Annotated in this window: 24 protein-coding genes and 2 tRNA genes; 10 read left to right on the top strand and 16 right to left on the bottom strand. The window is 61.4% G+C overall.

What is annotated here, in order from left to right:
- Positions 1–24: 24 nt before the first annotated feature.
- Both pbpC and YH63_RS18345 read right to left on the bottom strand, forming a co-directional pair.
- Positions 25–2,253, bottom strand: coding sequence for a penicillin-binding protein 1C (gene pbpC, locus YH63_RS18350; RefSeq protein WP_433995101.1), 2,229 nt, complete (start codon positions 2,251–2,253; stop codon positions 25–27).
- Entirely contained in the window at positions 2,250–7,472 is a 5,223-nt protein-coding gene (locus YH63_RS18345; RefSeq protein ID WP_046826363.1) for an alpha-2-macroglobulin family protein, read from the bottom strand. The genes pbpC and YH63_RS18345 overlap by 4 nt, the downstream gene beginning before the upstream one ends.
- A 314-nt stretch (positions 7,473–7,786) precedes the next feature.
- Here YH63_RS18345 and YH63_RS18340 point away from each other — a divergent pair.
- Positions 7,787–7,863 (top strand) — tRNA-Arg (locus YH63_RS18340).
- A gap of 138 nt (positions 7,864–8,001) precedes the next feature.
- On the opposite strand, the gene YH63_RS18335 is transcribed toward YH63_RS18340, so the two are convergent.
- Complete coding sequence (locus YH63_RS18335; RefSeq protein ID WP_083992523.1) at positions 8,002–8,700, bottom strand: metallophosphoesterase; 699 nt, start codon at positions 8,698–8,700, stop codon at positions 8,002–8,004.
- Positions 8,701–8,768: 68 nt separating this feature from the next.
- Between YH63_RS18335 and YH63_RS18330 the strand changes: the two genes are divergently transcribed.
- The 3 genes from YH63_RS18330 to YH63_RS18320 all read left to right on the top strand — a co-directional run bounded on the left by YH63_RS18330 (position 8,769) and on the right by YH63_RS18320 (position 9,725).
- Positions 8,769–9,005, top strand: coding sequence for a hypothetical protein (locus YH63_RS18330; protein WP_046826365.1), 237 nt, complete (start codon positions 8,769–8,771; stop codon positions 9,003–9,005).
- A 134-nt stretch (positions 9,006–9,139) separates the two neighbouring features.
- Positions 9,140–9,391: a DUF1488 family protein gene (locus YH63_RS18325; RefSeq protein ID WP_046826366.1), complete on the top strand. Its 252-nt coding sequence runs from the start codon at positions 9,140–9,142 to the stop codon at positions 9,389–9,391.
- A gap of 82 nt (positions 9,392–9,473) precedes the next feature.
- On the top strand, positions 9,474–9,725 hold the full coding sequence (locus tag YH63_RS18320; RefSeq protein ID WP_046826367.1) for a DUF1488 family protein: 252 nt from the start codon (positions 9,474–9,476) through the stop codon (positions 9,723–9,725).
- A gap of 227 nt (positions 9,726–9,952) precedes the next feature.
- On the opposite strand, the gene YH63_RS18315 is transcribed toward YH63_RS18320, so the two are convergent.
- A complete protein-coding gene (locus YH63_RS18315) occupies positions 9,953–10,813 on the bottom strand; it encodes an outer membrane protein (RefSeq protein WP_046826368.1) in 861 nt (286 codons plus the stop codon).
- 230 nt (positions 10,814–11,043) lie between these two features.
- Here YH63_RS18315 and YH63_RS18310 point away from each other — a divergent pair, with 230 nt between their 5' ends.
- The gene (locus YH63_RS18310; RefSeq protein WP_019197182.1) at positions 11,044–11,385 is read left to right on the top strand and encodes a DUF6481 family protein; all 342 of its coding nucleotides are present in this window, start codon (positions 11,044–11,046) and stop codon (positions 11,383–11,385) included.
- A gap of 88 nt (positions 11,386–11,473) precedes the next feature.
- On the opposite strand, the gene YH63_RS18305 is transcribed toward YH63_RS18310, so the two are convergent.
- The 6 genes from YH63_RS18305 to YH63_RS18280 form a co-directional block, all read right to left on the bottom strand.
- Positions 11,474–11,698, bottom strand: coding sequence for a pentapeptide MXKDX repeat protein (locus YH63_RS18305; RefSeq protein ID WP_046826369.1), 225 nt, complete (start codon positions 11,696–11,698; stop codon positions 11,474–11,476).
- A gap of 177 nt (positions 11,699–11,875) precedes the next feature.
- Complete coding sequence (locus YH63_RS18300) at positions 11,876–12,778, bottom strand: hydroxymethylglutaryl-CoA lyase (RefSeq protein WP_137325242.1); 903 nt, start codon at positions 12,776–12,778, stop codon at positions 11,876–11,878.
- Positions 12,779–12,796: 18 nt separating this feature from the next.
- Positions 12,797–14,821, bottom strand: coding sequence for an acetyl/propionyl/methylcrotonyl-CoA carboxylase subunit alpha (locus YH63_RS18295; protein ID WP_046826371.1), 2,025 nt, complete (start codon positions 14,819–14,821; stop codon positions 12,797–12,799).
- Between the two features lie 7 nt (positions 14,822–14,828).
- A complete protein-coding gene (locus tag YH63_RS18290) occupies positions 14,829–15,608 on the bottom strand; it encodes an enoyl-CoA hydratase/isomerase family protein (protein WP_046826372.1) in 780 nt (259 codons plus the stop codon).
- 14 nt (positions 15,609–15,622) lie between these two features.
- The gene (locus YH63_RS18285; protein WP_046826373.1) at positions 15,623–17,227 is read right to left on the bottom strand and encodes a carboxyl transferase domain-containing protein; all 1,605 of its coding nucleotides are present in this window, start codon (positions 17,225–17,227) and stop codon (positions 15,623–15,625) included.
- A 299-nt stretch (positions 17,228–17,526) separates the two neighbouring features.
- Positions 17,527–17,832 (bottom strand): ETC complex I subunit, encoded by a 306-nt coding sequence (locus tag YH63_RS18280; RefSeq protein ID WP_046826374.1) that lies wholly within the window; start codon positions 17,830–17,832, stop codon positions 17,527–17,529.
- Positions 17,833–18,058: 226 nt separating this feature from the next.
- Between YH63_RS18280 and YH63_RS18275 the strand changes: the two genes are divergently transcribed.
- Complete coding sequence (locus tag YH63_RS18275) at positions 18,059–19,237, top strand: OpgC domain-containing protein (RefSeq protein ID WP_046826375.1); 1,179 nt, start codon at positions 18,059–18,061, stop codon at positions 19,235–19,237.
- Positions 19,238–19,338: 101 nt separating this feature from the next.
- A tRNA-Pro gene (locus YH63_RS18270) sits at positions 19,339–19,415 on the top strand.
- A gap of 72 nt (positions 19,416–19,487) precedes the next feature.
- Here the strand turns inward: YH63_RS18270 and YH63_RS18265 are convergent.
- The 5 genes from YH63_RS18265 to YH63_RS18245 form a co-directional block, all read right to left on the bottom strand.
- On the bottom strand, positions 19,488–19,979 hold the full coding sequence (locus YH63_RS18265; RefSeq protein WP_046826376.1) for a DUF192 domain-containing protein: 492 nt from the start codon (positions 19,977–19,979) through the stop codon (positions 19,488–19,490).
- 147 nt (positions 19,980–20,126) lie between these two features.
- Positions 20,127–20,765, bottom strand: coding sequence for a cold-shock protein (locus tag YH63_RS18260; RefSeq protein WP_046826377.1), 639 nt, complete (start codon positions 20,763–20,765; stop codon positions 20,127–20,129).
- A gap of 377 nt (positions 20,766–21,142) precedes the next feature.
- The gene (locus tag YH63_RS18255; RefSeq protein WP_046829411.1) at positions 21,143–21,904 is read right to left on the bottom strand and encodes an SIR2 family NAD-dependent protein deacylase; all 762 of its coding nucleotides are present in this window, start codon (positions 21,902–21,904) and stop codon (positions 21,143–21,145) included.
- A 95-nt stretch (positions 21,905–21,999) separates the two neighbouring features.
- Positions 22,000–22,254, bottom strand: coding sequence for a hypothetical protein (locus YH63_RS18250; RefSeq protein WP_046826378.1), 255 nt, complete (start codon positions 22,252–22,254; stop codon positions 22,000–22,002).
- A 105-nt stretch (positions 22,255–22,359) separates the two neighbouring features.
- Entirely contained in the window at positions 22,360–22,569 is a 210-nt protein-coding gene (locus tag YH63_RS18245) for a hypothetical protein (protein ID WP_083992525.1), read from the bottom strand.
- 148 nt (positions 22,570–22,717) lie between these two features.
- On the opposite strand from YH63_RS18245, the gene YH63_RS18240 reads away from it, so the two are divergent.
- Positions 22,718–23,167 (top strand): VOC family protein, encoded by a 450-nt coding sequence (locus tag YH63_RS18240; protein WP_046826379.1) that lies wholly within the window; start codon positions 22,718–22,720, stop codon positions 23,165–23,167.
- Positions 23,168–23,370: 203 nt separating this feature from the next.
- Here YH63_RS18240 and YH63_RS18235 read toward each other — a convergent pair whose 3' ends face one another.
- Positions 23,371–23,730: a hypothetical protein gene (locus tag YH63_RS18235; RefSeq protein ID WP_046826380.1), complete on the bottom strand. Its 360-nt coding sequence runs from the start codon at positions 23,728–23,730 to the stop codon at positions 23,371–23,373.
- A gap of 182 nt (positions 23,731–23,912) precedes the next feature.
- Here YH63_RS18235 and YH63_RS18230 point away from each other — a divergent pair, with 182 nt between their 5' ends.
- Both YH63_RS18230 and YH63_RS18225 read left to right on the top strand, forming a co-directional pair.
- Positions 23,913–24,563 carry a MarC family protein gene (locus YH63_RS18230; RefSeq protein WP_083992687.1) on the top strand — a complete coding sequence of 217 codons (651 nt, stop codon included), beginning with the start codon at positions 23,913–23,915 and terminating at the stop codon, positions 24,561–24,563.
- A gap of 200 nt (positions 24,564–24,763) precedes the next feature.
- A complete protein-coding gene (locus YH63_RS18225; RefSeq protein ID WP_046826381.1) occupies positions 24,764–25,627 on the top strand; it encodes an SGNH/GDSL hydrolase family protein in 864 nt (287 codons plus the stop codon).
- The last annotated feature ends 17 nt before the right edge of the window (positions 25,628–25,644 follow it).

Here is a 25,644-nt window from a genome sequence, read left to right as displayed (position 1 = left end):
CCCGGACAACAGCTTGGGCCGGTTCTACTGAATTCTCACGACAACTGTGTCCGCCGCGCCAGTCGCATCCATCACCGTCAGCCGAACGAAGCCCGGACCCGGCGGATCGACCAGTTTCTGACGCCGGCTGTCGATATGTCCGACGGCTACTCCGTTAACCATCATCGTCAGGGGCAGCACCCCGCCTGCGACCTTGACCGGCATCGCCGACTGGCTCGCCTCCCCGCCGCCATAGGCGTCGATCCGCGAGCCATTGAGCGGAAACTGGATGCGCAGCGCCTGTTCGCTCCCGGTCCGGACGAACTCCCCGGACGCCCTGAACCGCCGCAGCGGCAACGGCAGCTTGGCATTGCTCGCCATCAGCGTTCCCTTCGGGGCCTTCGGCAGCGCCATGGGAAGCTTGCCGGTCCGTGCAAAGGCATCGAACAGGATCGGCGCTGCGGCGGTCCGACCGATGAGCCCCGGAACCGGCGCGCCATCCGGGCGGCCGACCCAGACCCCGATGGTCATCCGGCCGTCGAAGCCGACCGACCAGGCATCGCGGTAGCCGTAGCTGGTGCCCGTTTTGAACGCGAGCCGGTTGCGGGGGGCATTGTCCGGCGGCGGCGTTCCCATCAGGACGTTGCCGATCAGCCATGCCGCAGACGGATCGAGCAGCCGTCGGGTCTCCGGCTCGTCCTTGTCGTCCGGACGCACGATCTCCCGCAGGGTGACCGTGTCGCCGGACCGGGCCAGTCCCGCATAAAGCCGGACGAGATCGTTGAGAGTGATGCCAACGCCGCCAAGCCCCATCGCAAGGCCGGGCGTTTCGTCCTTGGGCAGGATCAGGTTCGCGCCCGCCTGTTTGATCCGCGCCGTGAGCCGGTTCGAACCGATCCGGTCGAGCAAGGCGATCGCCGGCACGTTGAGCGACATCTGCAAGGCCTTGCGCACGGTGACGGTACCCTGAAACGTCATGTCGAAATTTTCCGGCGCGTAACTGCCGTAACGGATCGGCCGATCCTCGATCAGGCTTTCGGGATGCACAAAGCCGTCCTCGAAAGCGAGGCCGTAGATGAAGGGCTTCAGTGTTGAGCCGGGCGAGCGCACTGCCCGCGTCATGTCCACCTGCCCCGCCCGCCGCGTATCGAAGTAATCGGACGATCCGACATGCGCCAGCACGTCCCCGGTCTCGTTATCGACCGCGAGAATGCCGACCGACACATCAGGCCCCAGTGCAAAGGCGCGATCCTTCGCCAGCGACTCCAGCGCACTTTGAATATTGGAATCCAGCGTGAGTTGAATTCGCGTTGCATCTTTCATGATCGCGAGCGACTGATCGGTCGAATGCGGCGCGAGCAGCGGCATCGGCTTGCGCAGGCGCGGCACGATCTCACGTTTCGCCTGAGTTGCGTCGTCGGCGGAGACGTGTCGATGTTCCACCATGCGCGACAGCACGCGATCGCGCGCGATCCGCGCCAAATCGGGATGACGGTCGAGCCGCCGTGTTTCGGGCGACTGCGGCAGCGCCACCAGCAACGCTGATTCAGCGAGCGACAACCGCTTCGGCTCCTTGCCGAAGTAGGCGAACGACGCCGCGCGCACGCCTTCGAGATTGCCGCCGAATGGCGCGAGCGTCAGATACAGATCGAGAATCTGATCCTTGGTCAGATTCCGCTCAAGCTGCACGGCGCGCACCATCTGGCGAAGTTTGGCGGCGACCGAGCGCTCCTGTCGCGGCTCCATCAGCCGCGCCACCTGCATGGTAATGGTCGAGCCGCCGGATACGATGTGCCCGCGCGTGACGAGCTGGAACGAGGCACGTCCCATCGCCAGCGGATCGACGCCGATGTGCGACCTGAAACGCTTGTCTTCGTAGTTCAGCAGCAGGTTGAGATAACCCGGATCGACGTCCTTCGCGTGGGCCGGCAACCGCCATCGCCCGTCGGCCATCGCGAACGCACGCAGCAGCTTGCCGTTACGATCGAGGATCGTGGTCGAGACCTTCCGCGCATCCTCGAACGGCAGCGGTGGCAGCGACGCGATCCAAATCGTGCCTGCGATCATGCAAGACGCGACGGTTGCTGCGGCCGTGATTGCAAACCGCCGCAGCACACGACGCTCGCTTTTCGCTCCGTCATTGCGAGCGAAGCGAAGCAATCCAGCCAAACGAGCAACCCAAAGAGCTGGATTGCTTCGTCGCTTCGCTCCTCGCAATGACGGCGGAAAGACCGCACGTGATGAGGGAGCGTTATCGTCGACTGACGTGCTCATTTCGCCTTCGTCACCTCGACTGTTCCGGTGCCGGTGCGGCCGTAACGCGAGGGATTGTACATGTCCTCGACATAGGCCTGCGGCAGCACGTACTTACCGGGCGAGACCGCACGCACGATGTAGGCGACCGTGAACACGGCGGTGTCGTCGCTCGCACGCTCGATGGCGGCACTGAAGCGATCATCCCGGAATTCCGTGTTCTGCGGGTCTTCACCATCCTCGATCCAGTCGAGCGTGCCCGAGTCACCCGACGACACCAGCTTCGGATTGTCGATCTCCAGACCGGCGGGCAGATAATCGACCACCATGATCTGACCGAACGTCGGCTTTTCCTCGGTGACCTTTAGCACGACAGCGAAGCGATCATTCTGCTTCGCCTTCGAGACATCGGCGGGCTTGCCGTCGAGCGTGAAGTAATTGCGCTCGATCTTGAAACCGTTCGACGCCGCAGGCTCCGGCGTGATCGGTGCACCGGTGACCGAGACAACCGCCTGCACCGGCGTGTCGCCGGTATTGGTAATGGTGACCGGCTTTGCGACCACATCGGCGCTTCGATAGTTACGGTAGACCGCGTTCTTGGCGACCTCGCCGTTGACGGAAACCGCCAGACTGTTGGCCTCCTTCGCAAGCGCCCGCGAGGCCAGAACCAGCCACGCATTCTCCTGCGTCGAGGTGTACGGCGTCAGGCCGCGCGCGGCTTCGACCCGTTCGACGGCGAGCGTAAGCGTCGCGCGGGGTGCGCTGCCTTCGCTGGCGAGCGAGACCAATGCTGCCGCATCGCGCAGCGACGAGCCGTAGTCGCTGCGGCCGAACTCCAGCGTCGGTTTCGGAGCAAGGCTGTTCACCGCCGCCGAATAGACGCGTTCCGCGCGGGCGCGGTCGCCGACCAATGCCAGTGCTGCAGCAAGCTGGGCCTTGGCAATAGGCGTGGCGATATTGTTCAGCTTGGTGTCCGCGAGATAGCGCAGGTCGCCGATCGGCGCGGTGCCGTTCTTCGCCAGCACATAGAGGCCGTAGGCGAGATCGCGGCCGCCATCCTTCTCCGGCTCATCGGCGTTGACGACGGAATTGCGGATGCGATCCAGCGCCGTCCTGAACAGCACGTCCGGCACGGAGAATCCCTTTTCGCGCGCGCGCGTCAGGAAGTCGGTGACGTAGGCATCGAGCCAGGCATCGTCGCCGCCGGACGACCACAGGCCGAACGAACCGTTCGAGCCCTGGCGTGCGAGCAGCTTGTCGATGGCGTCCTTGATGCGCTGATCGACGGCGGTGTCCAGCGCCAGATGGTTCTCCGCCGCGAGATCGTTGACATACAGCAGCGGCATCGCGCGGCTGGTGATCTGTTCGGAACATCCGAACGGATACCGGTCCAGCGCCTTCAGGATCGTCGCCGCATCGAGCGCCGTCGACAGACCGACCGACAGTTGCACGCCGCCGGTCCCCTGCACGAGGTCGGTGAACATATCGGAGGTCAGCGTCAGGCTCTCACCCTTGGCCAAAGTGCGCACCGAACGCCGCGCAAGTATCTGCGTCGCCGCCTTCACGTCGAGCGCGTAGTTACGCGCCAGCGTCAGACCATTCGGTCCCTTGATCTCGACATTGAGTTGCGCCTGCCCCGCACCGCCTGCAGCGTCAATGGCGAGCGCGACGGAGCTGCGCTGTTTGGCAGCGAGCCGCACGGTGGTCGCCGGATTGCCGGTGAGCTTCACCGGGCCGGATGTCTTGACGCTGATGACGTAGTCGCCGGCAGCACCCTCCACGTTATCCAGATCGAGGTTCATGGTGCCGCGATCGCCGCTCAGCAGAAAGCGCGGCAGCGTTGCGGTCAGCACAACCGGATCGCGCACCGTGACGTCGGTGTTGGCGCGCCCGACCTTGGTGGCGGTCCAGGCCACGGCCATGATGCGCGCGGTGCCGGCGAACTCCGGAATCTCGAATGAGACTTCCGCCGTGCCGTTGGCGCCGACCGTAACGATGCCCGAATAGAGCGCCAGCGGCTTCTGCGTCGGAGGGCTGCCTTGCAGCTCGGCGCCTGCACCGTCACCGCCGGTGCGGATCTGGCCGCGCGTGCCCTGCATGCCATCGATCAACTGCCCATAGAGGTCGCGGATTTCGGACGTCATGCGGCGCTGGCCGAGATAATAGTCATCCGGTGCGGGCGGCTTGTAGTTGGTCAGGTTGAGAATGCCGACATCGACCGCGGCCACCACGATCTTGGCGTCTTCGCCGCGGCTGAGGCCTTCGACCTTCACCGGCAGCTTGAGCGTCGTTCCCGGACGCACCAGCGCAGGCGGCGTGAGGCTGACTTTCAGCGTGCGGTCGGCCTTGTCGATCCCGAACCATTTCAGTCCGATGGCGCGTCCCGGCATGCGCTGGGCGGCGGCATCGAGCGGACGGCGCAGCGTGGCTACAACATAGGCGCCGGTGCCCCAGTCCTTGCCGACGGCAATGTTGACCTTGTTAGCACCTTCCTTGACGTCGGTGGATTGCGTCGTCAGCAGCCGGTCGCCGAGCACGTTGATGGTCAGCTTGCCTGCAGCCCGCGCGTTGATGGATACCACCATCGTATCGCCCGACTTGTATTCCGGCTTGTCGATGGAGGTCTCCAAAAGGTCCGGCGTATCGGCGCTGCCGTCGGAATACCAGCCGACATCGAACTGCACCGATGTCAGCGGTCCATCGGCCTCGGTGGTCTTCACGTCGAGGCGATAGCGGCCGGGCTGCGGCGCGACTGTGATGCGCGCGGGCTTGTCGGCGGCAATCGTCACGTCGCCGTCGGCCACGCGCTTTGTGGATTTCACCGGCTCGTAACCCCAGGATGAGCCCTGCCGGTACCACTGATAGCGCGACTCCATTTTCAGCAATTCGTAACGCAGCCCGCTGCGCGCCAGCGATTTGCCGTCGGGCGCTGCAAACACCACGTCGAAATTGGCAGGGTCGCCCTCGGCGACATTCTTGTCAGCGAACAGCGGCTTCACACCGATCATCGCATCGTTCGGCGCGACCGGAATCGTCAGCTTGCGCTCGACCGCGCGGCCGCCGGTTTCCACCATGCGGACGAATATCTGCGCTTCCTGCGGACGCGTGGAAGACGGTGGCTTGGGCAGGCTGACCTTGAAGGTCGCCTTGCCGTTGGCGTCGGCCTCCGGAAGGTTTTCCAGCGGTGTGCGCTCGTTGCTCGAGGTTTCCTCGTCGGCGACGCCGAACTTGTAGCCTGCAAAGCCCGGACGATCCGACGCCGGAGCAACCAGCATGTCGCCTTCAAGGGCAAGACCGGACGCGGGGGCGCCGTAGAGGAAACGGCCATCGACTTCAAGTTCTGCAGGAAGTTCCGCAGTGATCTGCTTTGCTTTGGAATTTAACGAGAATTCGATGCGATCCGCGACATAATCCTCGACCATGAAGGTGGTTTCGCCCACCGACGGCGCCTTCGGATCGGTGAAGGCCCGGACCCTCCAGGTCCCAGTCGGGACCGCCGAATTCAGCGGCAAGGTGAGACTGCGGCCGCCCGCGCCCTGATCCGGCACGACGGACCGGCGGAATTCCACGCCGTCCGGACGCTCGACCACCAGCGTCAGCGGCGTGCCGGTCACGCCATTGCCCTTGCCGTCACGCAGCAGCGCGGTGAGGTACACCGTCTCGCCGGAGCGGTAGACGCCACGTTCGGCATAGACGAACGCATCCGGTCCCGCAGGCACCGCGCGTCCCGAGACACCGCGATCGGACAGATCGAACGCATTGGATTTGAGGCTCAGGAAGGCATAGTCGCCCTTATCGCCCGAGACCGAGAGCAGCGCCGGCGACAACCCGCCCTCGCCGCGCGCGAGCCCGGCCTCGAACAGCACGTGGCCGGCGCTGTCGGTCTTGCGGGTGGCCAGCACTTCATTGCTGCGGGACACCAGCCGGACTTCCGCACCGGAGGTCGGCTGGGTAGTCGCCAGCGAGTTGACGAACACGTGGACGCCGTCATTGCCGGAATAAGCGGTCAGGCCCATGTCTGAGACGATGAACCACTGTGTCGCCAACTGACCGGAATCGTCATCGCCGGACGAGCCCGGCCCCTTGGCCGCAGCCGTCATCACGTAGACGCCGGGCTGCATTTCGCCCACGGCCTGATCGACCGGGAAAGCGGTGACCACGTCGGCGTTCAGCGTCTGTGCGGTGGCAACCTCGCCGGTCCAGACCTTGACACCCTTCTCGTTGCCGAGGTCGGACAGTTCATAGCTCGACAGGCTGCGCTGGAAGTCGCTGCCCAGCACCGAGTTGATCAGGTTGCGATCGCCGATCCGGAAGATGTTCACCGACACCGACGGCGTGTTGACGCTGACCAGCGGGATGCCGCGCTGGCCGGTGCGCGGCAGCACATAGGCGCGGCCGGTGAAGCGCACGAACGGCTTGCGGTCGCGGACATAGATGTTGAACTCGGCAGACTTCGGCAGGGTTTCCTTGACGGTGGACGGCATGCCGGCGCGCAGGTTGATGGTGTAGCGCTCGCCGTGCTTGAGACCCTCGACGCAAAGCTGCTTCGCTTCGGAGGTGAGCGCCGGGCTGTCGGTGCCGGCCAGCGCCACGAACGGATTGAAGTCCACCCGCTTGGCGAGGTCTTCCGAGAACTGGAAGCAGGCGCGTGGCGACGCCGAATCCGAATCCACGCTGTAATCCAGCAGCCGGAAGCCCTTTTCATCACGCAGCTTTTCATACTGGCCGCGGACGTCCGCGACCTCCTTCTGATCGAGCGACAGCCGCAGCGCATCGAGCGCCGGGCGCCAGAGCTTGCGTTCAGCCAAGGCGTTCCCCAACACAGCCAGCGCGTCGGCCTCCTCGCTCGCATTCGCCGCGCGCTGATAGGCAATGTAGGCTGCGGTCGATGCGCGCTCGTGGAAGAAGGTTCGCTCGCGGTTATCCGAGGGGCGGATCTGGAACACGGTTTTGGCCAGCCGCAGCCAGTTGCCGCTGTCCTCGGGGGCAACAGCGGCCGTCTGTCCCAGCAGGACCAGCGCGCCGCGCAGATCGTTGCGCTTGAAGGCGGCGTCGGTATCGGACTTCAGCGTCGCCGCGGTCTTGTTGATGATCCCGGCCTCGGTCTTGATCTGGGCCTCGAGCCGGATCGCGGAGTCAGCCAGATCGTCCCGCTTGAAGGCCTTGTCGGCCGCCTGGGCCGTGACGAGGCCAAGCGCCAGCGCGGCGCAAACCGAAATGGCGCGAACCAGACCAATCATGGTGAAACTCCCTGCCGGCGACGGTGAGCAAAAGTCGCCTTGAAATGTAGAAAATGCGCGAATCGTGACGGACTCATGGTCGTACCGATATCGGGTCGAAAGATTCTGCGCGACGGTCGCGCATCGACGGGCGCGAGACGGCGCGTCAAGCCATTGACCCGGCGGCAGCATGACTTTAGGCCGGGGGATGCCGAAGACAATGCGGACCCTCGGGCAAACCCCGCAGGTTTGTCGGCCGGACGCGTGGAACGGTTCAGAAATTTCACCGCAGGGTGGCGGATTTTTCACGATCCGGGTGATATGAGAGGGCCAACGGTCCCATAGCTCAACTGGATAGAGTAACGGATTTCTACTCCGTGGGTTGCAGGTTCGAATCCTGCTGGGATCGCCATCTATCCATGAGACCTGTTTCCTTTCAGATGTTTAGTCGCCGTTTGGCTCACTGGGCAGTTCGGTGAGCCACTTTCTGTTCCTGAAATGAGCCTCCCTGCTCTGGCGGCCGCGTGTTTCCGGTCAGCGTTGCGCGTCCCTACGGCGTCTGCGCTGGAGCGCAGAGGATTTCGATGAAATCAACCGGGCCGCCTGCAACATCATCATCGAACACGCCGACAACAAGCCGCCCCGTGTACCAGGCGAAGGTGTCAAGGTTGGTGCGATGGTGAAAGCACTTCGGCCCATCTGCGAACTGATGGTGACCATGCACGACGTGGCGATCACCGTGACCGATGTCTGTGCGATCGGGATACAGCCACCAGAGCAAGACCTGCTCTTTCTGCTCATCGAGCGGGATTGCCGGATCGACACCGGCATGAACAAACACGCGGTGTTTATCGACGTGCATAAGCGGCAACCTGTCGATCCAATCCAGATGCGCGGTCGGGATGACGCCGGGATCGTAGTCGCCGTCCCGTAGGTGGCCGTAAGAAATGAGCGTCGCCGCCCCCCCATTGCCGATCCACCAGCCCGGGTGAAGCGGCTTGCGGAGCGTTTCTACCATCATGTCTTCGTGATTGCCCTTGAGCACGATGCGCCTCCAACCGGGCGGCAATGTTGCAGGGCTCATCAGAAATTCGATGATCTGCCGACTGTCGGGCCCGCGATCTATATAATCGCCAAGGTGGATGATCGCGCCCGGGGCGCCGTTCGCGCGGACCGCGATCTGCTCATAAGATTTCAACAACATATCCATCCGGCCGTGCAGGTCAGCGATTGCGTATATGAGGCTCAAGCTGTGCCTCCGATGGTTTCACATCTCGTGTTAGTCTCGATCCACCACCGCCAGAAGGTGAGTGACCCATGAGCAAACCCACAAAGACCTCGGCAGCTCTCCTTGCCCTCCTCAAGGAAGAAATGAACCACTACGCCGATTGTCCCGACGGCATAAGCGTCTCTGTGATCCCGGCTGGTGATTCCTGGGAGTTTCGGACAACCGCTGACGACGCCACCAAGTCCTCCGTTGGTTACGGCGAGTGCGTCGCGCGCATCGTCCAGATAGGCGACCATCTTGGGAAGCAGTTCGATTTGGAGAACTGATCTCACGCCGCCCTTCCCTGGTGATTTACCGTGTCGGCGCCATTGAGGAGGTTTCAGCCATGATGCCGCACTCGCTTGTGCGGGGCCGACCAGCCGCCACTTGTAAAGATCGCAGATATCCGAGGATCAAGCCAATGGCTGTCGTTATCGGCGATTGCGTGCATTTCCTTGTGGAATTCGGCGGCAAAATGCAAAAATGCCGAGTGTCTGATATTGCCCTCACGAACAAGGAGGGCGTTCGCAAGAAAGACACGAGCCACGACCAGCTTCTCGCCATGTTTGAAAAGCACCGGGCTGAAATTGAGCGTATTGCGGTTGTGAAGCTGGAGAGCGGCCATGTTTCTCTGCTCGGTATTATCCTGACCACTGAGGATTTGAACCGCTGAAACGCCCAAGGGGTGTCCTCGCCTAACCGGAACTTATCAGCCGGCTATCTGTTGAGATTGGAGGTAGCGGAGGGTCACCCTCATGGCTGTCGTTAGCGGCGATTACGTCGACTTCGTTGTGCGGTACGGCGGGAATACCGAAAGGTGCCGAATAACTGAGGCTGCCCTCTTGAATCGAGAGCGTGCGGACAAAGAACACCTCAATCACGGACAACTCATTGCTATTTTTGTGAAGCACCGAGCCGAGATCGAATATCTCGCTATCGCGAAGATGCAGCGCGAAGAACATTCCGACCAGGGCTTCGTCTTGACCACTGATGACCTGAACCCCTGAGAACCGTCGCCGGTTCCACCAGTGATGAGTGCCAGTTGTCACCACTTGCTGAAAAGCGAGGCAAGCTGAGTTGTGGATGCCCTGTTCGCCACCGCCCGGCAGCTAAGGTGTTGATGTGGGGCGGCCAGCCTGTGAAGTTACATTACAAAAGCAAAAAGCCCGGCGCGAGGCCGGGCTTTTGTTTAGATCCATCAATCCTTGAGTAGCTGCGGTGCTAGCCGCTCGCCTCACTGAAACTTGTAGCTGACGCCAGCGCGAACGAGATGGGCCGTCAGGTCCACGGAGGTATTGAAGGGCGTTTGTTCGCCGCCGTGGTTCTGGTTGGTGATGAGCGTATTCACACTGGAGCTGCCGAGGTCGAGATACATGTATTCGGCACGCATGCTCCAGTTCCGCGCGAAGGCGTATTCAAGACCAGCGCCGACGGTCCAGCCAACCTTCGTTTCGGTCCTCTCACCGAATCCATTTCCACTAAACGGATTGCCGTCGGTGTGGCTATCGACGAAACTGTTGGCAGTTTTCACCCGGCCGATGGCCAGGCCGCCGGTGGCGTAACCCAGCAGATTTGGCGAAATCAGATACCCGAGGCGACCACGCAGCGTGGCCAGAACGTCGCTCGACACCGAGGTCGCTGCTACGAAGCTGTCGCCAGCTAATCCAGCGCCGCCGCCGCCGGATTCGGGATAAACACCCCGACCTAACTGGCTGGTCCCAAAGTTAAAATAGCCAACGTCGATCTCGCCGCCATAGACAATGAGGCCGGCCTGCTGATTGTAACCGGCGTGCACGCCGCCAATGACGTTGGAGTTTGAGCTGGATCCCACTAGCGAATTGACGACAGCAGGTGCGTTGGCTAGCGACGCTGGATCACCAGTGCTGCAGATGTAATCAGCCACACCTGCTGCGCCGCAGGCGATGCTATTGGACGGCTTCGCGTCACTAAAGGAGGCTCCCAGATTCCCGCCGACATAGAATCCGGACCAACTGGAGGCAGGAGTTTTGGTGAAAGGCCGCGCCGCTATATCGGCAGCTTGCGCGCTGGTTGCACCAAGAACTGCAACCGCAGCAGCGATCAAAAGCTTCTTCATTTAAACCCCATAAGAAAAATACATACCGAATATGGAACCATATTACGGGGAGCTGTTCGGCGATGATGTAGCTGACGGGCAACACCTTTCGGCCATTTGAGCCCCTATTTGGGAAACTTTGGCCTCTAGCTCCAAAAATAGCCTCCAGATCGGCTCCCTAGCTCATTGCGCGCGCTCGAAATCTGCTACAAGCCGCCCAGTACACCATTGAACAGAAAGACATCGACCGTATGGGTTTTAAGGAGCCGAGTTTTGCGGACCGGCAGGCCGCCGCGCAGAACGCCAGGAAGAACATCGTCGAAAAGTTCAAGGCCAAGCCGGGGCCTGACGATCCTGCTGTGCTGAAAAAGGCTGCCGAGCGGCAGGCGCAAGCCGCCGCGCGTGCCGAAGCCCAGAAGCAGCGTGAGGCAGCCCGGGTTGAAAAGCTTGCCCGCGAAGCTGAACTCGCAGCCCAGGCGGCTGCGGAAGCGCGCCGCCTTCAGGCCGAGAAAGAGGCTGCAGAAGCTGAGCTGAAGGCTCAGCAGAAGGCCGCCCGCGACGCGCGCTACGCCGCTCGCAAGGCGAAGAAGTAACACCGCGGATACGTCCCGCGACGATTTCAAAATGCGACAGGCCCGCCCGATGAGAGCGAGCCTGCAGAAACGCAAAGGCGAGATGAAGTTACTTCTTCATCTCGTCTTTTTTCATGCCGTCCTTCGACATCGTGTCTTTCTTCATTCCATCCTTCGACATTGTATCTTTCTTCATGCCGTCCTTGGACATGGTGTCTTCCTTCTTCATGCCGTCCTTGGACATCTTGTCCTGAGCAACAGCGGCCGGCGCGAAGGCCAGGCCAAGCGAAAGAAGTGCCGCTGCGCCGAGCGCGAAATGGGTGGTGCGTGCCATGTGAAGCAGTCCTCTGAATCCAGTTGCGTTGCGCGACGTGTGCCGCTTCTGGATGTTCGGGCGAGATCGGATTTCGTTACATCGCGCCGGGAAAAATATTCCCGGATCAGTGCAGCGCAACAACCTCCGGTCGCACGCGCGACTTGAGCAGACAATCAGCTAACGAAGGCGGATCGGTTAGTTGCGTGCCTTGGCATTAAGTGCCGAAGCCACCCGGCTCACAGGCGATTTGCCGAGCAGCCTGGCGATGCCGTTGGTGGCCGCAACGAGTTGCTTCATGTCCACACCGGTCGCGATGCCCATGCCTTCCAGCATGTAGACGACATCTTCAGTCGCAACATTGCCTGTCGCACCCGGTGCGTAAGGGCAACCGCCGAGACCGCCTGCGGCGGAATCGATCACGCGCGCACCCTCTTCCAGACCCGCATACAGATTGGCGAGCGCCTGCCCGTAGGTGTCGTGGAAATGCATGCCGAGATTTTTCATCGGGACTTCGGCAGCGACCGCGCGCAGCAACTGCCGCGCCTTCGCCGGCGTGCCGACACCGATGGTGTCACCCAGCGAAACCTCGTAGCAGCCAAGGTCCCACAGCTTCTTCGTCACGGAGACAACTGCTGACGGTTTCACCTCGCCATCATAAGGACAACCGAGCACGCACGACACATAGCCGCGAACCTTGATGCCGTCGGCCCTGGCGCGCTCCATCACAGGGGCGAAACGTTCGATCGATTCCGCGACCGTGCAGTTGATGTTGGCTTTCGAGAAACCTTCCGAGGCAGAAGCGAACACCGCGATCACTTTCGCGCCCGCCGCCTTCGCGCCCTCGTAGCCCTTCTCATTGGGAACGAGGACATGAAACTCGCTGCCGGGATGGTGATTCACTGCGCGCAGCACCTGATCGGAATTGACCATCTGCGGAATGGCCTTGGGCGAAACAAAACTTCCGACTTCGATGGTGTGCAGGCCCGCCTTGATCAGGTCCTCGATGAACGCGATGCGCGCCTCGGCAGTGACCGGCGTCTTTTCGTTCTGCAGCCCGTCGCGCGGGCCGACTTCGACAATGTGGACCTGATCGCTCATCAACCTACGCCTTTAAACTTAAGCCTTGGGCTCGATCTCTGCGAGTTCGACGCCTTCCTGCACGATGTCGCCGACCTTGCACTTCAGCTGCTTCACGGTGCCCGCGAACGGCGCGCGCAGCGTCTGCTCCATCTTCATCACTTCGAGCGTCAGGATCGCAGCACCCTTCTCGACCTCCGCGCCCTCCTCGACCAGTATTGCCACGACGGTGCCCGGCAGCGGTGCAACCACGCGGTCGGCACCCGCCTGCTCCTCGTCCTCGGTGCCGAACGGATCGACCCAGTGCACTTCGAACCGGCCGTTGCGGGTGCGGACATAGACCTCATGGCCGTCGAGGAGTCCCGTGACGTGATGCTTGACGCCGTCGAGCACGACATCGATGCCGCCGCGCGGCGACGCCGAACTCGCAAAAGCCAGAATTTTTCCATCGATCGCCAGCGTCGAGGGGCCCTGACCGTATCGGAGCGACACCTTGCGCTCGCCGCCTGCCTGCCGGAACAGGAACCGGCGATGGCGCGCGCCCACAGCGGCCCATCCCGACGACGCCCGCCACGGCGAGTTCGCGTCGCGGCCCGCGGCGACTTCCTCGCTGCGCAGGATCGAAGCCATGGCAGCGGCGAGTTCGAGGTCGGTCAGCTCGGCTTCGGCCGGCGTCAGCTTCGCCAGCTCGCGTTCGATGAAACTGGTGTCAATGGTGTTGGCGCGGACATCCGGATGCGTGATCAGCGCCGACAGGAACGGGATATTGGTGACGATGCCGCGAACGTCGGTCTCCTGCAGTCCACGATTGAGCCGGGAGATCGCGAGATCGCGCGTCGGCGCCCATGCAATCACCTTGGCCAGCATGGCGTCGTAGTTCGGAGATACTGTCTTGCCCTCGCCGTAACCGGCGTCGATGCGCAGACCGTCGACTTCATCCGGCGTATGCCACGTCCGGATGCGGCCGACCGACGGCATGAAATTCTTGTTCGGATTTTCTGCGTAGACGCGCGCCTCGATGGCGTGACCGTTGAGCCTGATCTGATCCTGCGCCAGCGGCAGCTTCTCGCCGAACGCGACCCGCAACTGCCATTCGACCAGATCGATGCCGGTGATCAGTTCGGTCACGGGATGTTCGACCTGAAGGCGGGTGTTCATTTCGATGAAGAACACGTCGCGGCCGTCGGACACAAACTCGATGGTTCCTGCTCCAACATAGCTGACCGCTGCTGCGGCCTTGCGTGCTGCCGCACACACAGCCTCGCGCTGCGCCGGGTCGAGCGTCGGCGACGGTGCTTCCTCGATCACCTTCTGATGGCGGCGCTGAAGCGTGCATTCGCGCTCGAACAGCGACAGCAGATTGCCGTGGCTGTCGCCGATGATCTGTACTTCGATGTGGCGCGGGTTCTGAACGAACTTCTCGATCAGCATCCTGTCATCGCCGAACGCCGCCAGCGCTTCGCGCTTGGCGCTGACGATGGCCGCCGCCAGTTCATCGGCGCTGCGGACGATGCGCATGCCGCGCCCGCCGCCGCCCGCCGATGCTTTGACCAGAACCGGATAGCCCGCCTTCTCGGCTGCCTTCGCCAAGGTCGCGTCGTCCTGCGCGTCGCCGTGATAGCCGGGCACCAGCGGCACGCCGGCCTTTTCCATCAGCGCCTTGGAGCCGGACTTCGACCCCATCGCTTCCATCATCTCGCCGGTCGGACCGACGAACACAATGCCCTCGGCAGCGCAGCGGCGTGCGAACCCGGCATTCTCCGACAGGAAGCCGTAGCCGGGATGGATCGCTTCGGCCCCCGTCTTCCTTGCAGCCTCGATAATGCGATCGACATTGAGATAGCTGTCGCGCGCCCGCGCCGGGCCCAGCAGGACGGCATCGTCGGCCATCGCGACATGAAGCGCATCGGCGTCGGCTTCGGAATAGACCGCGACCGTTCGCAACCCCATGGCGCGTGCGGTCTTGATCACACGGCAGGCGATTTCGCCGCGGTTGGCGATCAGCAATGTGTTGAAGCGGCGATACAGCGCAGAGGGGGTTTTGGCGTTCACATGCGACTCCATGACCGGCTTAACTCCACGACGCCTTGCGCTTTTCAAGAAATGCCGAAAGGCCTTCGCGGGCCTCTGGCTTGGCGCGCACATCGGCGATCAACTGCGCGGTCTCGGTCATCAGGGCTTCGTCGATGGGACGGCCGGCGATGTCGCCGGCGAGCTTCTTGGCAATGCTGCGCGCTCCCGGCGCTGCGGACTTCAATTGCTTGAGCAGTTTAACGATCCGCTCGTCGAGCGCCTCTGGCGCGACCACTTCATGCAACAGGCCGATCCGCATCGCTTCGTTCGCATCGAACACTTCTGCGGTCTGGAAGTAACGCCGCGCGGTGCGTTCGCCGATGGCGCGCAGAACGTAAGGGCTGATCATGCCCGGTACGATGCCGAGACGAACCTCGGACAGGCAGAACGTCGCGCTCGATGTTCCGATGGCAATGTCGCACGCGGCGACTACACCGACGCCGCCGCCGTAAATCGGTCCTTGCACCCTGCCGATGGTGGTCTGGGGCATCCGGTCGAGCGCGGACAGCATCCGCACCAGCGGCATCGCGTCGTTGATGTTCTCCTCGCGCGAGTAAGTGCCCGCTTCGCGCATCGCGTTGATGTCGGCGCCGGCGCAGAGGCTCTTGCCCTCGCCCGCAAGCAGCAGCGTCGCAATCGAGCGATCGGCGGCGATGCTCTCGAACGCGGCACGCAGTTCCTCGATCAGTGCCTTGTTGAGGGCGTTGTTCAGTTCAGGGCGGTTCAACGTGACGCGCGCCACGTCGTGATCGCGTTCGATGCGGACAAGATCGCTCATCGTTATGCCTTGCATCACATTCTGAACACGCCGAACTTCGGCGGCTCGATCGGAGCGTTGGCGGCCGCCGATAGTCCGAGGCCGAGCACCAAGCGCGTATCGGCGGGATCGATCACGCCGTCGTCCCACAGTCGCGCGGTGGCGTAATACGGATGGCCCTGCGTTTCGTACTGTTCGCGGATCGGGCTGCGGAAAGCGTCTTCTTCCTTGGCCGACCACGTTCCGCCCTTGGCCTCGATGTTGTCGCGGCGCAATTGGCTCAGCACCATCGACGCCTGTTCGCCGCCCATCACCGAGATCCGGGCATTGGGCCACATCCAGAGGAAGCGCGGACTATAGGCGCGGCCGCACATGCCGTAGTTGCCGGCGCCGTAGGAGCCGCCGATCACCACGGTGAACTTCGGCACTGACGCCGTCGCAACCGCCGTCACGAGTTTTGCGCCGTCGCGCGCGATGCCGCCGGCTTCGTATTTCTTGCCGACCATGAAGCCGGTGATGTTCTGCAGGAACAGCAGCGGGATGCCGCGCTGGCAGCACAGTTCGATGAAGTGCGCGCCCTTCAGCGAACTCTCGCTGAACAGGATGCCGTTATTGGCGATGATGCCGACCGGGTAACCCCAGATGTGTGCGAAACCGCAGATCAGCGTCGTTCCGTACAGCTTCTTGAATTCTTCGAACTCCGAGCCGTCGACGATCCGCGCGATGATCTCGCGCACGTCGAACGGCTTGCGCGCGTCGGCCGGCACTACACCGTAAATATCTTCACGCTCGAACAGCGGATCGCGCGGCTCGCGCAATCCGGTAGCGGAGGATTTCGCAGGATTGAGATTGCCGACAATGCGCCGGGCGATGCCGATGGCATGGCTGTCGTTTTGGGCATAGTGATCGGTCACGCCGGACTGGCGACTGTGAACGTCAGCGCCGCCGAGCTCTTCCGCCGTCACGACTTCGCCGGTCGCGGCCTTCACCAGCGGCGGGCCGCCAAGGAAGATCGTGCCCTGATTACGAACGATGATGCTCTCATCCGACATGGCAGGCACATACGCGCCGCCGGCGGTGCACGACCCCATCACAATGGCGATCTGCGGAATGCCCTGCGCCGACATGTTGGCCTGATTGTAGAAAATACGCCCGAAGTGCTTCTCGTCCGGGAAGATTTCGTCCTGCTGCGGCAGAAACGCTCCACCGGAATCCACCATGTAGATGCACGGCAGGTTGTTCTGACGGGCGATGTCCTGCGCACGCAGATGCTTCTTCACCGTCATCGGGTAATAGGTGCCGCCGCTGATCGTCGCGTCGTTGGCGACGATGACGCATTCGCGGCCCGAGACGCGGCCGATGCCGGTGACGATGCTGGCCGAATGCACCGCGCCGCCGTAGAGACCGTAGGCGGCCATCGGCGAGAATTCCAGAAACGCGGTGCCGGGATCGATCAGAAGGTCGACGCGGTCACGCGCCAGCATCTTGCCGCGTGCCGAGTGCTTGGCGCGGGACGCTTCACCGCCCCCGCCTGCGACTTGCGAAAGCTTGTCCCGCAGGTCAGCGACCAGAGTACGCATAGCTTCCGCATTGCGCGTGAAATCGGACGATTTGGGATCGAGTCCGGAACGAAGTCCCATTGTTTCCCGCCGCGTAACGTTTTGATCTTGCTTGCTTCCGTCCATTCCGGACGGCTTCGACCCGCAAGGTGTCACTGCTTGGCGGCTGAATGCAACCACAACTTTTGCGACGATATTGGAGAGACTTGCGCCGGGTCAGACGCCCTCAATAGGGCAAAGCGATCATCTGAAATGTCATGTCCCCGACATTTGTTGGGGCATTTCACAAGCAACGGCTTGCGGGTCTGGATGTAAAGCCGCGCGCGCCCGGCCGGTGGCGCGCCTCCCGCAGAACAAATGGGACAAGACCCGCTGCGGGCTCAGTGCGTCCAGGGCTCGACGCGGCGGAATGCGAAGTTGTCCGCATAGGCCTTCACGCGCGGCTGCAATTCCTTCGGCTCAAGCACCTGGTACGGGATGCCTTCCCGCTCGCAATAGGCAACCGCCTCTTCCCTGGTGTCGAAATGAAGGGTCAGTTGCTGCTTCATGTCGGTGGAGCTGGTCCATCCCATCAGCGGCTCGATCACACGCGGCTGTTCGGGCTCATAGTCGAGCTGCCACGCCTTGGTCTTGGCGGACCCGGACTGCATCGCATTCTTGGCAGGTTTGAATATTCTGGCTGTCATGGATTCGGGGTCCTGGCCTGCTCGCTGTGGCATCGATCAGATAGGTAAAAAGCGTGCGATTCGGTGGCCGGCCAAGATCAAGATGTTGAGCATGCCCCGAAGGAGACTTTTCTACGGTGGGTTCTGGTATAGTCTGTCCAAAACGCGGTGACAACGCCGGACCGCTTGGGTCCGGATAGCCGCCGCTCAAGTTATTTTAGTTCGATCGCATCACGAAACGGTACCCATGGAAATTCAGGCAACACTCCCAGAAAAAGGCCGAGATCTCCGGCTCGATTTCTTCCGCGGTATCGCCAACTGGTGGATTTTTCTCGACCACATTCCCAACAACGTCATCAACTGGGTCACCCCGCGGAACTACGGTTTCAGCGACGCGGCCGACCTGTTCGTGTTCATTTCGGGCTACACGGCGTCGTTCGTGTACGCCAAGATGATGCTCGATCGCGGCTTTATCGTCGGTTCGACACGGCTGTGGAAGCGCGTCTGGCAACTCTATGTCGCGCACGTCATTCTGTTCGTGATTTATATCGCGGCGATCGGCTGGGTCGCGCTGCGTTACGCTGATCCGGACATCCTCAACGAGTTCAACGTCGCCGGCCTGATCGAGAACCCGATCCAGACGCTCGATCAGGGGCTTTTGCTGCGCTTCAAGCCGGTCAATCTGGACGTGCTGCCGCTCTACATCATCCTGATGGGCTTCTTCCCGCCGGTGCTGTGGCTGATGCTGCGCAAGCCCGACATGGTGATGATCGCTTCACTGGTGCTGTATTTCGCAGCCCGCCAGTTCGGCTGGAATTTCTCGGCCTATCCGACCGGCTCCTGGTACTTCAATCCCTATACCTGGCAGTTGCTGTTCGTGTTCGGCGCCTGGTTCGCGCTCGGCGGAGCCAACGAGTCCCGCTCGGTGATCAAGTCGCAATGGCTGCTGATCGCGGGCACGATCTATCTCATCTTCGCGATGATCATGACGATGGCGGGTCGTTTTGAATCCTTCGGCGCGCTGTTTCCGAAGTGGCTCTATGACGCCTTCAATCCGAACGACAAGACGTTCCTTGCGCCGTATCGCGTTCTCCATTTCGTGGTGATCGCGTTCTTCATCACCCGCTTCGTGCCCAAGGACTGGAGTTTACTCGAATCGAAGTGGCTCGAACCCGTGATCAAGTGCGGACAGCAATCGCTGCAGGTGTTCTGCGTCGGTATCTTCCTGTCGTTTGTCGCGCACTTTATCCTGATGCTGAGCTGGGGCACCGTCTGGGCGCAGTTGGGCGTCTCCATCGGCGGCGTCGCAATCCTGACCGCGGTTGCCTATTACGGAAGTTGGTCCAAAAAGCAGGACAAGCCGTCGGCGCGTACGGCACCTCCAAAGACCGCCGCGCCCCAAGCCTCGGCGGCTCCGGGGGCCTGATCCGCGACTGGAGGACTGCATGTGCGGGCGGTTTTTTGCCGCCCGCGATGCGCCATTCCGCCTTGCTGACGCCATGCGAAGCGTGTATCGACTGCATTCATCGGGGTATAGCGTAGCCTGGTAGCGCGGCAGTTTTGGGTACTGCAGGTCCGAGGTTCGAATCCTCGTGCCCCGACCAACTAAATCATTGAATATTATATGATTTTGACGATGCTGCGGCGTGTCCTGCTGCGGCTCGCCCAACGCGCGTTCACCGGGTTCCAAACAACGGATGGGCAACCCGGTCACCGGCCTGAATTCCGTGCTTCCGGGCGGTGCCCCCGATCACCTCAAGTACACCCTTGGCCAGTCCTCCGGACGAAATAATCTTCTCCGAATGAGGTTCGGTGTTTTCCGCGATCCGCAGGATCCGGCCATCGCTCCGGATGAAAATCATGTCGAGCGGGATGAAGGTGTTTTTCATCCACATCGAGACAGGCTGCTCCGGGGAAAAATCGAACAGCATGCCCCGCCCCTCGGGCAACTCTCTGCGATACATCAGGCCGGTGGCCCGCTCCTGCTCGGTCTTCGCCACCTCAACCGTAAACACATGCACGCCGGATTTGGTGACGATCTCCAGAGGCTGCATCTCGGCGGCGGAGACGTTGCTCGCCGCAGCCCCAAGGAATGCGATCGCCGCCGCGAAGACGATCCGGATATTCGTTTTCAGATTTGGGGATTTCGGCAGACGACCAAACAGCATTCGCGAGCAATGTCCTGAACCAATGACCACTGCACCCTAGCGCGGCAATCATGGCAAAGGCCAGACACCGGTCTGGCCTCGTTGGAGGATCACGTGGATGTGGTCGGGACAGACCAGCGCGAAGGCGGCAGTACTGCCGGCCTCGGATTAGTGTGAAGACAGTCCTGGCGCGCCGGTCTCGGGCTGGATCTCAGCCGCCATCATGCCCTTGGAACCGGGCCCGAAGCGGACCAGCACGTACTGGCCGGGACGCAGTTCGGTCATGCCGTACCGGCGAAGGGTTTCCATGTGCACGAAAATATCCGGCGTTCCCTCGCCGCAGCTAAGGAAGCCGAAGCCGCGAAGCCGGTTGAACCATTTGACCTGCGCCCGCTCCAGCCCGCTTGTCGGGGTGACGCTGACATGAGTCCGCGCCGGGAGCATCTGCGCCGGATGGATGGCCGTCGACTCGTCCATCGAGACAATGCGGAAGGCCTGATAGCCCTTCTGGCGCTGCACGCATTCGCAGACCAGTCGCGCCCCTTCATAGGCGGTCTGATAGCCGTCGCGGCGCAGGACCGTGACGTGGAGCAGCACATCGGGCGAGCCATTGTCGGGGACGATGAAGCCGTAACCCTTGGAGGCGTCGAACCATTTGATGACGCCGGAAATCTCGACGAGGTTGACGGCCGCTCCATCAGCGGCTGCGAAGCTGTCGGCAGCCAAATCGCTCGGAGCGAACCTGTCGGGTCCAGCCCCCATCAGCGAACCGCCTGCCTTCTTGGACTCAAATGCGTCCGAACCCATGACTCCCGGACCCCAACAAAATCTGCAGTCAGCCCCACCGGCATGACCAAGTACGTTATGCAACGAAGCTCGCATTTCTCATCGTGACGAATCAAAACGAAGCAATGCGAATCCTTAATTGAACGATAACACTCCGGAACAGGGCTGAAAGACAAAAAAGAAAACAGCAGCGACCTATGAACAGCCTTGAACGATGCGAATCGATTGAGCTAGTGGTCCGATTCTCACATTCGCATCCCGTCTCTGCCGACATTTTTGCGAATGTGAGAATCAAAGGACCACTAGCAAATATAAGTTTCCAGTGGAGTTTTGGATTTGACATTCGCGTTGCAGATTCCCGGCTGAGTGGGGCGCGAATGTCAAATCCACTCCACTGGTCAATTCCTGACGAACGGTCCGAGTGTTTCGCCGATGTCGTAGCGGATCACCAGATCGGCGATATCATCTTGATCCGTCGGCTCATTGTTGATGATCACCAGCCTGGCTCCGCAGTTCCGCGCCAATACCGGAAAACCGGCTGCAGGCCATACCACCAGTGACGATCCGATCGCGAGGAACAGATCGCAGTGCTGCGCGAGTTCCGTTGCGCGGCGCATTTCCTCTTCCGGCATCGATTGGCCGAAGGAGATCGTCGCTGACTTTACCGGCTCGCCGCATGCCGTGCACGACGGCGCAATACCTTTAGGATCAAAGCGTTCCTTGACCCAGGCAATCTCGAAGCGCGTTCCGCATCCGATGCACCGGGCGTAAGTGGTGTTGCCATGCAGTTCCACGACATGTTCGGCGGAAAAACCCGAAGCCTGATGCAGGTTGTCGATGTTCTGCGTCACGATCGCGGGTACCTTGCCCGCCTTATACAATGAAGCCAACGCCCGGTGCCCCCGCCCCGGCCGCGCCGCTGCAAGGCTCGACTCCATCGCAAATCGCCGCCGCCAGGATTCGTCCCTCGCCTCCTGACTCGCGACGAACTCGTCGAACGGAATAGGCCTGTTGCGTGTCCACAAACCACCCGGCGAGCGGAAATCGGGAATACCGCATTCCGTGGAAATGCCGGCGCCGGTGAACGGCACGATTGTGCGTGCCTCGGCGATCATGTCGCCGAGCATTTCGATTCCGCTGCGAAGATCGGATGCAATCATCTGGCGCGCCTGAATGATGGGTTCGCGCGAAGTATAGCTCAACAAAAATGGGGGCGCGAAGCCCCCATTGGGCATCGATCACGGATCGTTGCGCCTCAGGCTGCCTTGGTCGCCTGCGGCTTCGATGCCTCCTGAAGCTGCGGCTTCAGGGCTTCCTTGACATCCTTCAGGTCTTTCTTTGGCACAATAGCCTTGGCCTTCTTGCCGCCACCGAACGCCGCGAGCTTTTCCATCTCTGCGGCGAGTTCAAGCTGGCGTGCGGCAACCTTCTCCGCAAGCTTTTCGCTCGCCTGATCGCGCAGCTTCGCCAGATCGTCGATCGACATCGAATCCAGATCTACTTTTTGCATGGTCGTCTCCGTTGAATGCTCACGGAGGTACCAAGAAGGACCACATCTCGCCAGTTGACGCGGTTTCTTATCCACTGTCATAGGGCTAGTGGCCGCCTGAAAACGTCAGCAGCCCGTGAATTTTGGCGAGGAGCCGTCATGACGATTACGGAGATAAGCCAAGCCATACACCGCCAGGCGTTGTGGATCGGTTTCTCCGGCGGACGTAAGCGTTTCGATGTAACTGCCGAGACTCTCTCTGGCTTCGCGTAGCGCGTCTTCGCTCAAGTTACGCATCATCCCGAAGGTATGGATAACCCGGTCAACCTCGTTCAAAAAACGCCTCCATCATCTCGAAGTTGTGAAAGACAACGGCGACGCAGCATAAAAGTTCCGCTCCATCCGATTCCTTTTGCTGCTATTTGATCGCCACTCTCGCTTGACGACATCAAACTCCGGCAATGTCCGAAGAAGGATAAGAACCATGCGTTACCTCCACACCATGCTGCGCGTCCGCAACCTCGACACTGCGCTCAAGTTCTACAGCGACGCGCTCGGGCTGAAGGAAGTCCGCCGCACCGAGAGCGAGAAAGGCCGATTTACGCTGGTGTTTCTGTGCGCCGCCGAAGACGAGCACCTGCTCAAGCAGGTCAAGGGGCGCGGCGCGCCGCTGGTCGAACTGACCTATAACTGGGATGAAGAAACGTATGGCGAGGATCGCTACTTCGGACATCTCGCCTATGAGGTCGACGATATCTATGCGACCTGCGACCGGCTGATGAAGCTCGGCATCACCATCAATCGTCCGCCGCGCGACGGCCAGATGGCATTCATCCGGTCACCCGATCTGCATTCCATCGAGCTCTTGCAGAAGGGCGACGCGCTCGCACCGAAAGAACCCTGGAGCTCAATGCCGAACACCGGACATTGGTGATCTTCCGCGGTCGCGTCAGACCTTATTGTTGGAACAAGCGCATCGCTTCGACGTTCTCCATGTCCTGAGGTTGACATGGAGGCGAAAATGGGACGCGGACTATTGTTGTGGCTGATCGGCGTGCCGATCCCGATCATCATCCTGCTTTGGCTGTTCTTCGGCCGCTAGCCGCATCATATGAAAGCTCCCGCATCGCGGGGCTTTCATCGTTTCTGCAAGTTGATTCCAGACGCGGCCGCTCTGGGTTTTTTGCAATCAGCGGTCGCTTCGACAAGTTTGACGAGCTTGTTGCCCGCAGCCTTGAGTATGCACATCTCGACTTGCTTGCCGGCCGGCACCGGCTTTGCGCAGATGATCTGAGGATTATCGTCGTACACGGCAGTCGAGAATTTGCAGTTCGCCTGACATGACGCGGCATAGCTGAGCGAGTTGGTCAGCAACACGCTTGCCGATTCCGCACCCGGCAGGATCGTGCAGGTAATCGGGACCGGCTCCGCATGCAGCGTAGATGGCGGACTTCCGATCAGAGCCGTCAGAGTAATTACAGCCAGTTTGCGTAACATGAATCGACCGTCGTTGCTTCCGTCAGCACGGTATCAAGACCGCCCGCCAAACACGAGCGCTTCATAGACGGTCGCTGTTCGGAGAGACGTTCGACGAATTCGGACCGTCCGTCCGAGTTGCAAACATCCGCGATCTCTGTTCGAAATTGGTGATCGGGCCAGGTGCTGCCGGGACGGACGTCGTGCAAAACATCATCAACGCATTTCTGCTGGTCTATGCCGCGCTGTTTCCGATCGTCAACCCGATCGGCAGCGCGCCGCTGTTCCTGCGAATGACTCGCGGACGCACCACAGCCGAGCGCAGCGTTCTCGCCCGGAGCGTAGCGCGCAACAGTTTCTTCCTTTTGCTCGGCTCGCTGTTCATCGGCTCTCATGTGCTCGAGTTCTTCGGGATCACCCTGCCCGTCGTCCGGGTCGCCGGTGGCCTCGTGGTCGCGGCGTTTGGGTGGCGTCTGCTCCATGCCCCTGAAGAGCCGGACCTGAATAACCCAAAGGTCGATACCGGCCCTACGATCGATGCGTTCTATCCGTTGACCATGCCGCTGACGGTCGGACCCGGCTCGATTTCCGTTGCAGTCACGCTGGGAAGCCAACGGCCAATGGCTGCCGACGATCTCACGCACCTGGCAATGCTCGGAGGCGCAGCCGTGGCCGGTCTGGCGGCCATCGCCATTACGATCTTCGTCAGTTATCGCTTCGCCGATCGCATCATCATGTTTCTCGGCGCGCGCGGAACGGACGTCGTGATGCGGCTCTCGGCCTTCATCCTGTTTTGTATCGGCATTCAGATCATCTGGAACGGATTGAGTGCGCTGCTCGGCAAGACCCTCTGACAACCAAAAAACGGTGCCCCATTCACGCCCTTGTGCATCGCAGCACGCGGAACATGAACTCAACCTGCTGTTTTGGCGGATGATTTTGATTAAGCATGAGTTCCCTACCTCCGAAGGGCGCATTGAATACGGTGGTAAATTTCGTTAGGTGTTGATCGACGCGGACCCTCGATGGCCGCTACGCCAGGGTTCGCTTTTTGATGCTCAGCCCCTCGCCCAGCCGGAAAACGGCTTCGACGATCGCCGCCAGCGTTGGTGCGCTTGCGCTTGGCATCTCGGCACTTGTCGTATGCCCCGCTGCGTCGCACGCAGAACAGGCGAAAACCAGTTCTTCCGCATCCGACGATCTGAACAGCGTTTTCAAGACTCAGCCCTGCGTGCAGGCGAAGTCGCTCTCGCAGCTCGATGCTCCGCTCGCGCGCGTCGCCAAACGTCTGGAAGCGCACGATCCCGTCACGATTGTCGCTGTCGGTTCTTCCTCGACCGGCGGTGCAGGCGCCAGCACGCCGGCGTTCTCATATCCCAGCCGCCTTGAGCGCGAGTTGCGTCAAAGGTTTCCGGAAACGCGTGTGACCGTCATCAACCAGGGCATCAACGGCGAAGACGCGAACTCGATGATGGCGCGGATGGATGCGGTTCTCGAGCCCAAGCCGGATCTGGTGATCTGGCAACTCGGCACAAATACCGTGCTTCGCGACGGGAACATCCCCGAGACTGCGAACGTGTTGCAGGCCGGGATCTCGCGCATCAAGAAAAGCGGCGCGGACGTGCTGCTGATCGACCCGCAGTTCGCACCGCGCGTGAACGCCAAGCCGGCGGTCAGCGAAATGGTCGGGCTGATCGCTTATGTCGCAAAGCAAACGCATGTCCCGCTGTTTCGGCGTTACGTGGCCATGCGGCACTGGCATGAAGATCAGGCCATCGCGTTCGACCGGTTCATCACCGCAGATGGCTTACATATGAACGACTGGGGCTACTCCTGCCTCGCCCGCCTGCTTGCTGAAAACATCACAGCCACCGTTGCCCGATCGCGCGCCGTCGCGGGTGTGAAGCCGTTCCAGTAAGACCCCGAGCGCCATCG

The sequence above is a fragment of the Afipia massiliensis genome, assembly GCF_001006325.2.
GTDB lineage: Bacteria > Pseudomonadota > Alphaproteobacteria > Rhizobiales > Xanthobacteraceae > Afipia > Afipia massiliensis_A.
This window is presented reverse-complemented; position numbering and strand designations above follow the sequence as displayed.

Excerpts from the sequence above, each read along its gene's own strand:
- pbpC (WP_433995101.1), bottom strand. The coding sequence starts at position 2,253 with ATGAGCACGTCAGTCGACGATAACGCTCCCTCATCACGTGCGGTCTTT.
- YH63_RS18345 (WP_046826363.1), bottom strand. The coding sequence starts at position 7,472 with ATGATTGGTCTGGTTCGCGCCATTTCGGTTTGCGCCGCGCTGGCGCTT.
- YH63_RS18330 (WP_046826365.1), top strand. The coding sequence starts at position 8,769 with ATGAGCAAACCCACAAAGACCTCGGCAGCTCTCCTTGCCCTCCTCAAG.
- YH63_RS18325 (WP_046826366.1), top strand. The coding sequence starts at position 9,140 with ATGGCTGTCGTTATCGGCGATTGCGTGCATTTCCTTGTGGAATTCGGC.
- YH63_RS18320 (WP_046826367.1), top strand. The coding sequence starts at position 9,474 with ATGGCTGTCGTTAGCGGCGATTACGTCGACTTCGTTGTGCGGTACGGC.
- YH63_RS18315 (WP_046826368.1), bottom strand. The coding sequence starts at position 10,813 with ATGAAGAAGCTTTTGATCGCTGCTGCGGTTGCAGTTCTTGGTGCAACC.
- YH63_RS18310 (WP_019197182.1), top strand. The coding sequence starts at position 11,044 with ATGGGTTTTAAGGAGCCGAGTTTTGCGGACCGGCAGGCCGCCGCGCAG.
- YH63_RS18305 (WP_046826369.1), bottom strand. The coding sequence starts at position 11,698 with ATGGCACGCACCACCCATTTCGCGCTCGGCGCAGCGGCACTTCTTTCG.
- YH63_RS18300 (WP_137325242.1), bottom strand. The coding sequence starts at position 12,778 with ATGAGCGATCAGGTCCACATTGTCGAAGTCGGCCCGCGCGACGGGCTG.
- YH63_RS18295 (WP_046826371.1), bottom strand. The coding sequence starts at position 14,821 with ATGGAGTCGCATGTGAACGCCAAAACCCCCTCTGCGCTGTATCGCCGC.
- YH63_RS18290 (WP_046826372.1), bottom strand. The coding sequence starts at position 15,608 with ATGAGCGATCTTGTCCGCATCGAACGCGATCACGACGTGGCGCGCGTC.
- YH63_RS18285 (WP_046826373.1), bottom strand. The coding sequence starts at position 17,227 with ATGGGACTTCGTTCCGGACTCGATCCCAAATCGTCCGATTTCACGCGC.
- YH63_RS18280 (WP_046826374.1), bottom strand. The coding sequence starts at position 17,832 with ATGACAGCCAGAATATTCAAACCTGCCAAGAATGCGATGCAGTCCGGG.
- YH63_RS18275 (WP_046826375.1), top strand. The coding sequence starts at position 18,059 with ATGGAAATTCAGGCAACACTCCCAGAAAAAGGCCGAGATCTCCGGCTC.
- YH63_RS18265 (WP_046826376.1), bottom strand. The coding sequence starts at position 19,979 with ATGCTGTTTGGTCGTCTGCCGAAATCCCCAAATCTGAAAACGAATATC.
- YH63_RS18260 (WP_046826377.1), bottom strand. The coding sequence starts at position 20,765 with ATGGGTTCGGACGCATTTGAGTCCAAGAAGGCAGGCGGTTCGCTGATG.
- YH63_RS18255 (WP_046829411.1), bottom strand. The coding sequence starts at position 21,904 with ATGATTGCATCCGATCTTCGCAGCGGAATCGAAATGCTCGGCGACATG.
- YH63_RS18250 (WP_046826378.1), bottom strand. The coding sequence starts at position 22,254 with ATGCAAAAAGTAGATCTGGATTCGATGTCGATCGACGATCTGGCGAAG.
- YH63_RS18240 (WP_046826379.1), top strand. The coding sequence starts at position 22,718 with ATGCGTTACCTCCACACCATGCTGCGCGTCCGCAACCTCGACACTGCG.
- YH63_RS18235 (WP_046826380.1), bottom strand. The coding sequence starts at position 23,730 with ATGTTACGCAAACTGGCTGTAATTACTCTGACGGCTCTGATCGGAAGT.
- YH63_RS18225 (WP_046826381.1), top strand. The coding sequence starts at position 24,764 with ATGCTCAGCCCCTCGCCCAGCCGGAAAACGGCTTCGACGATCGCCGCC.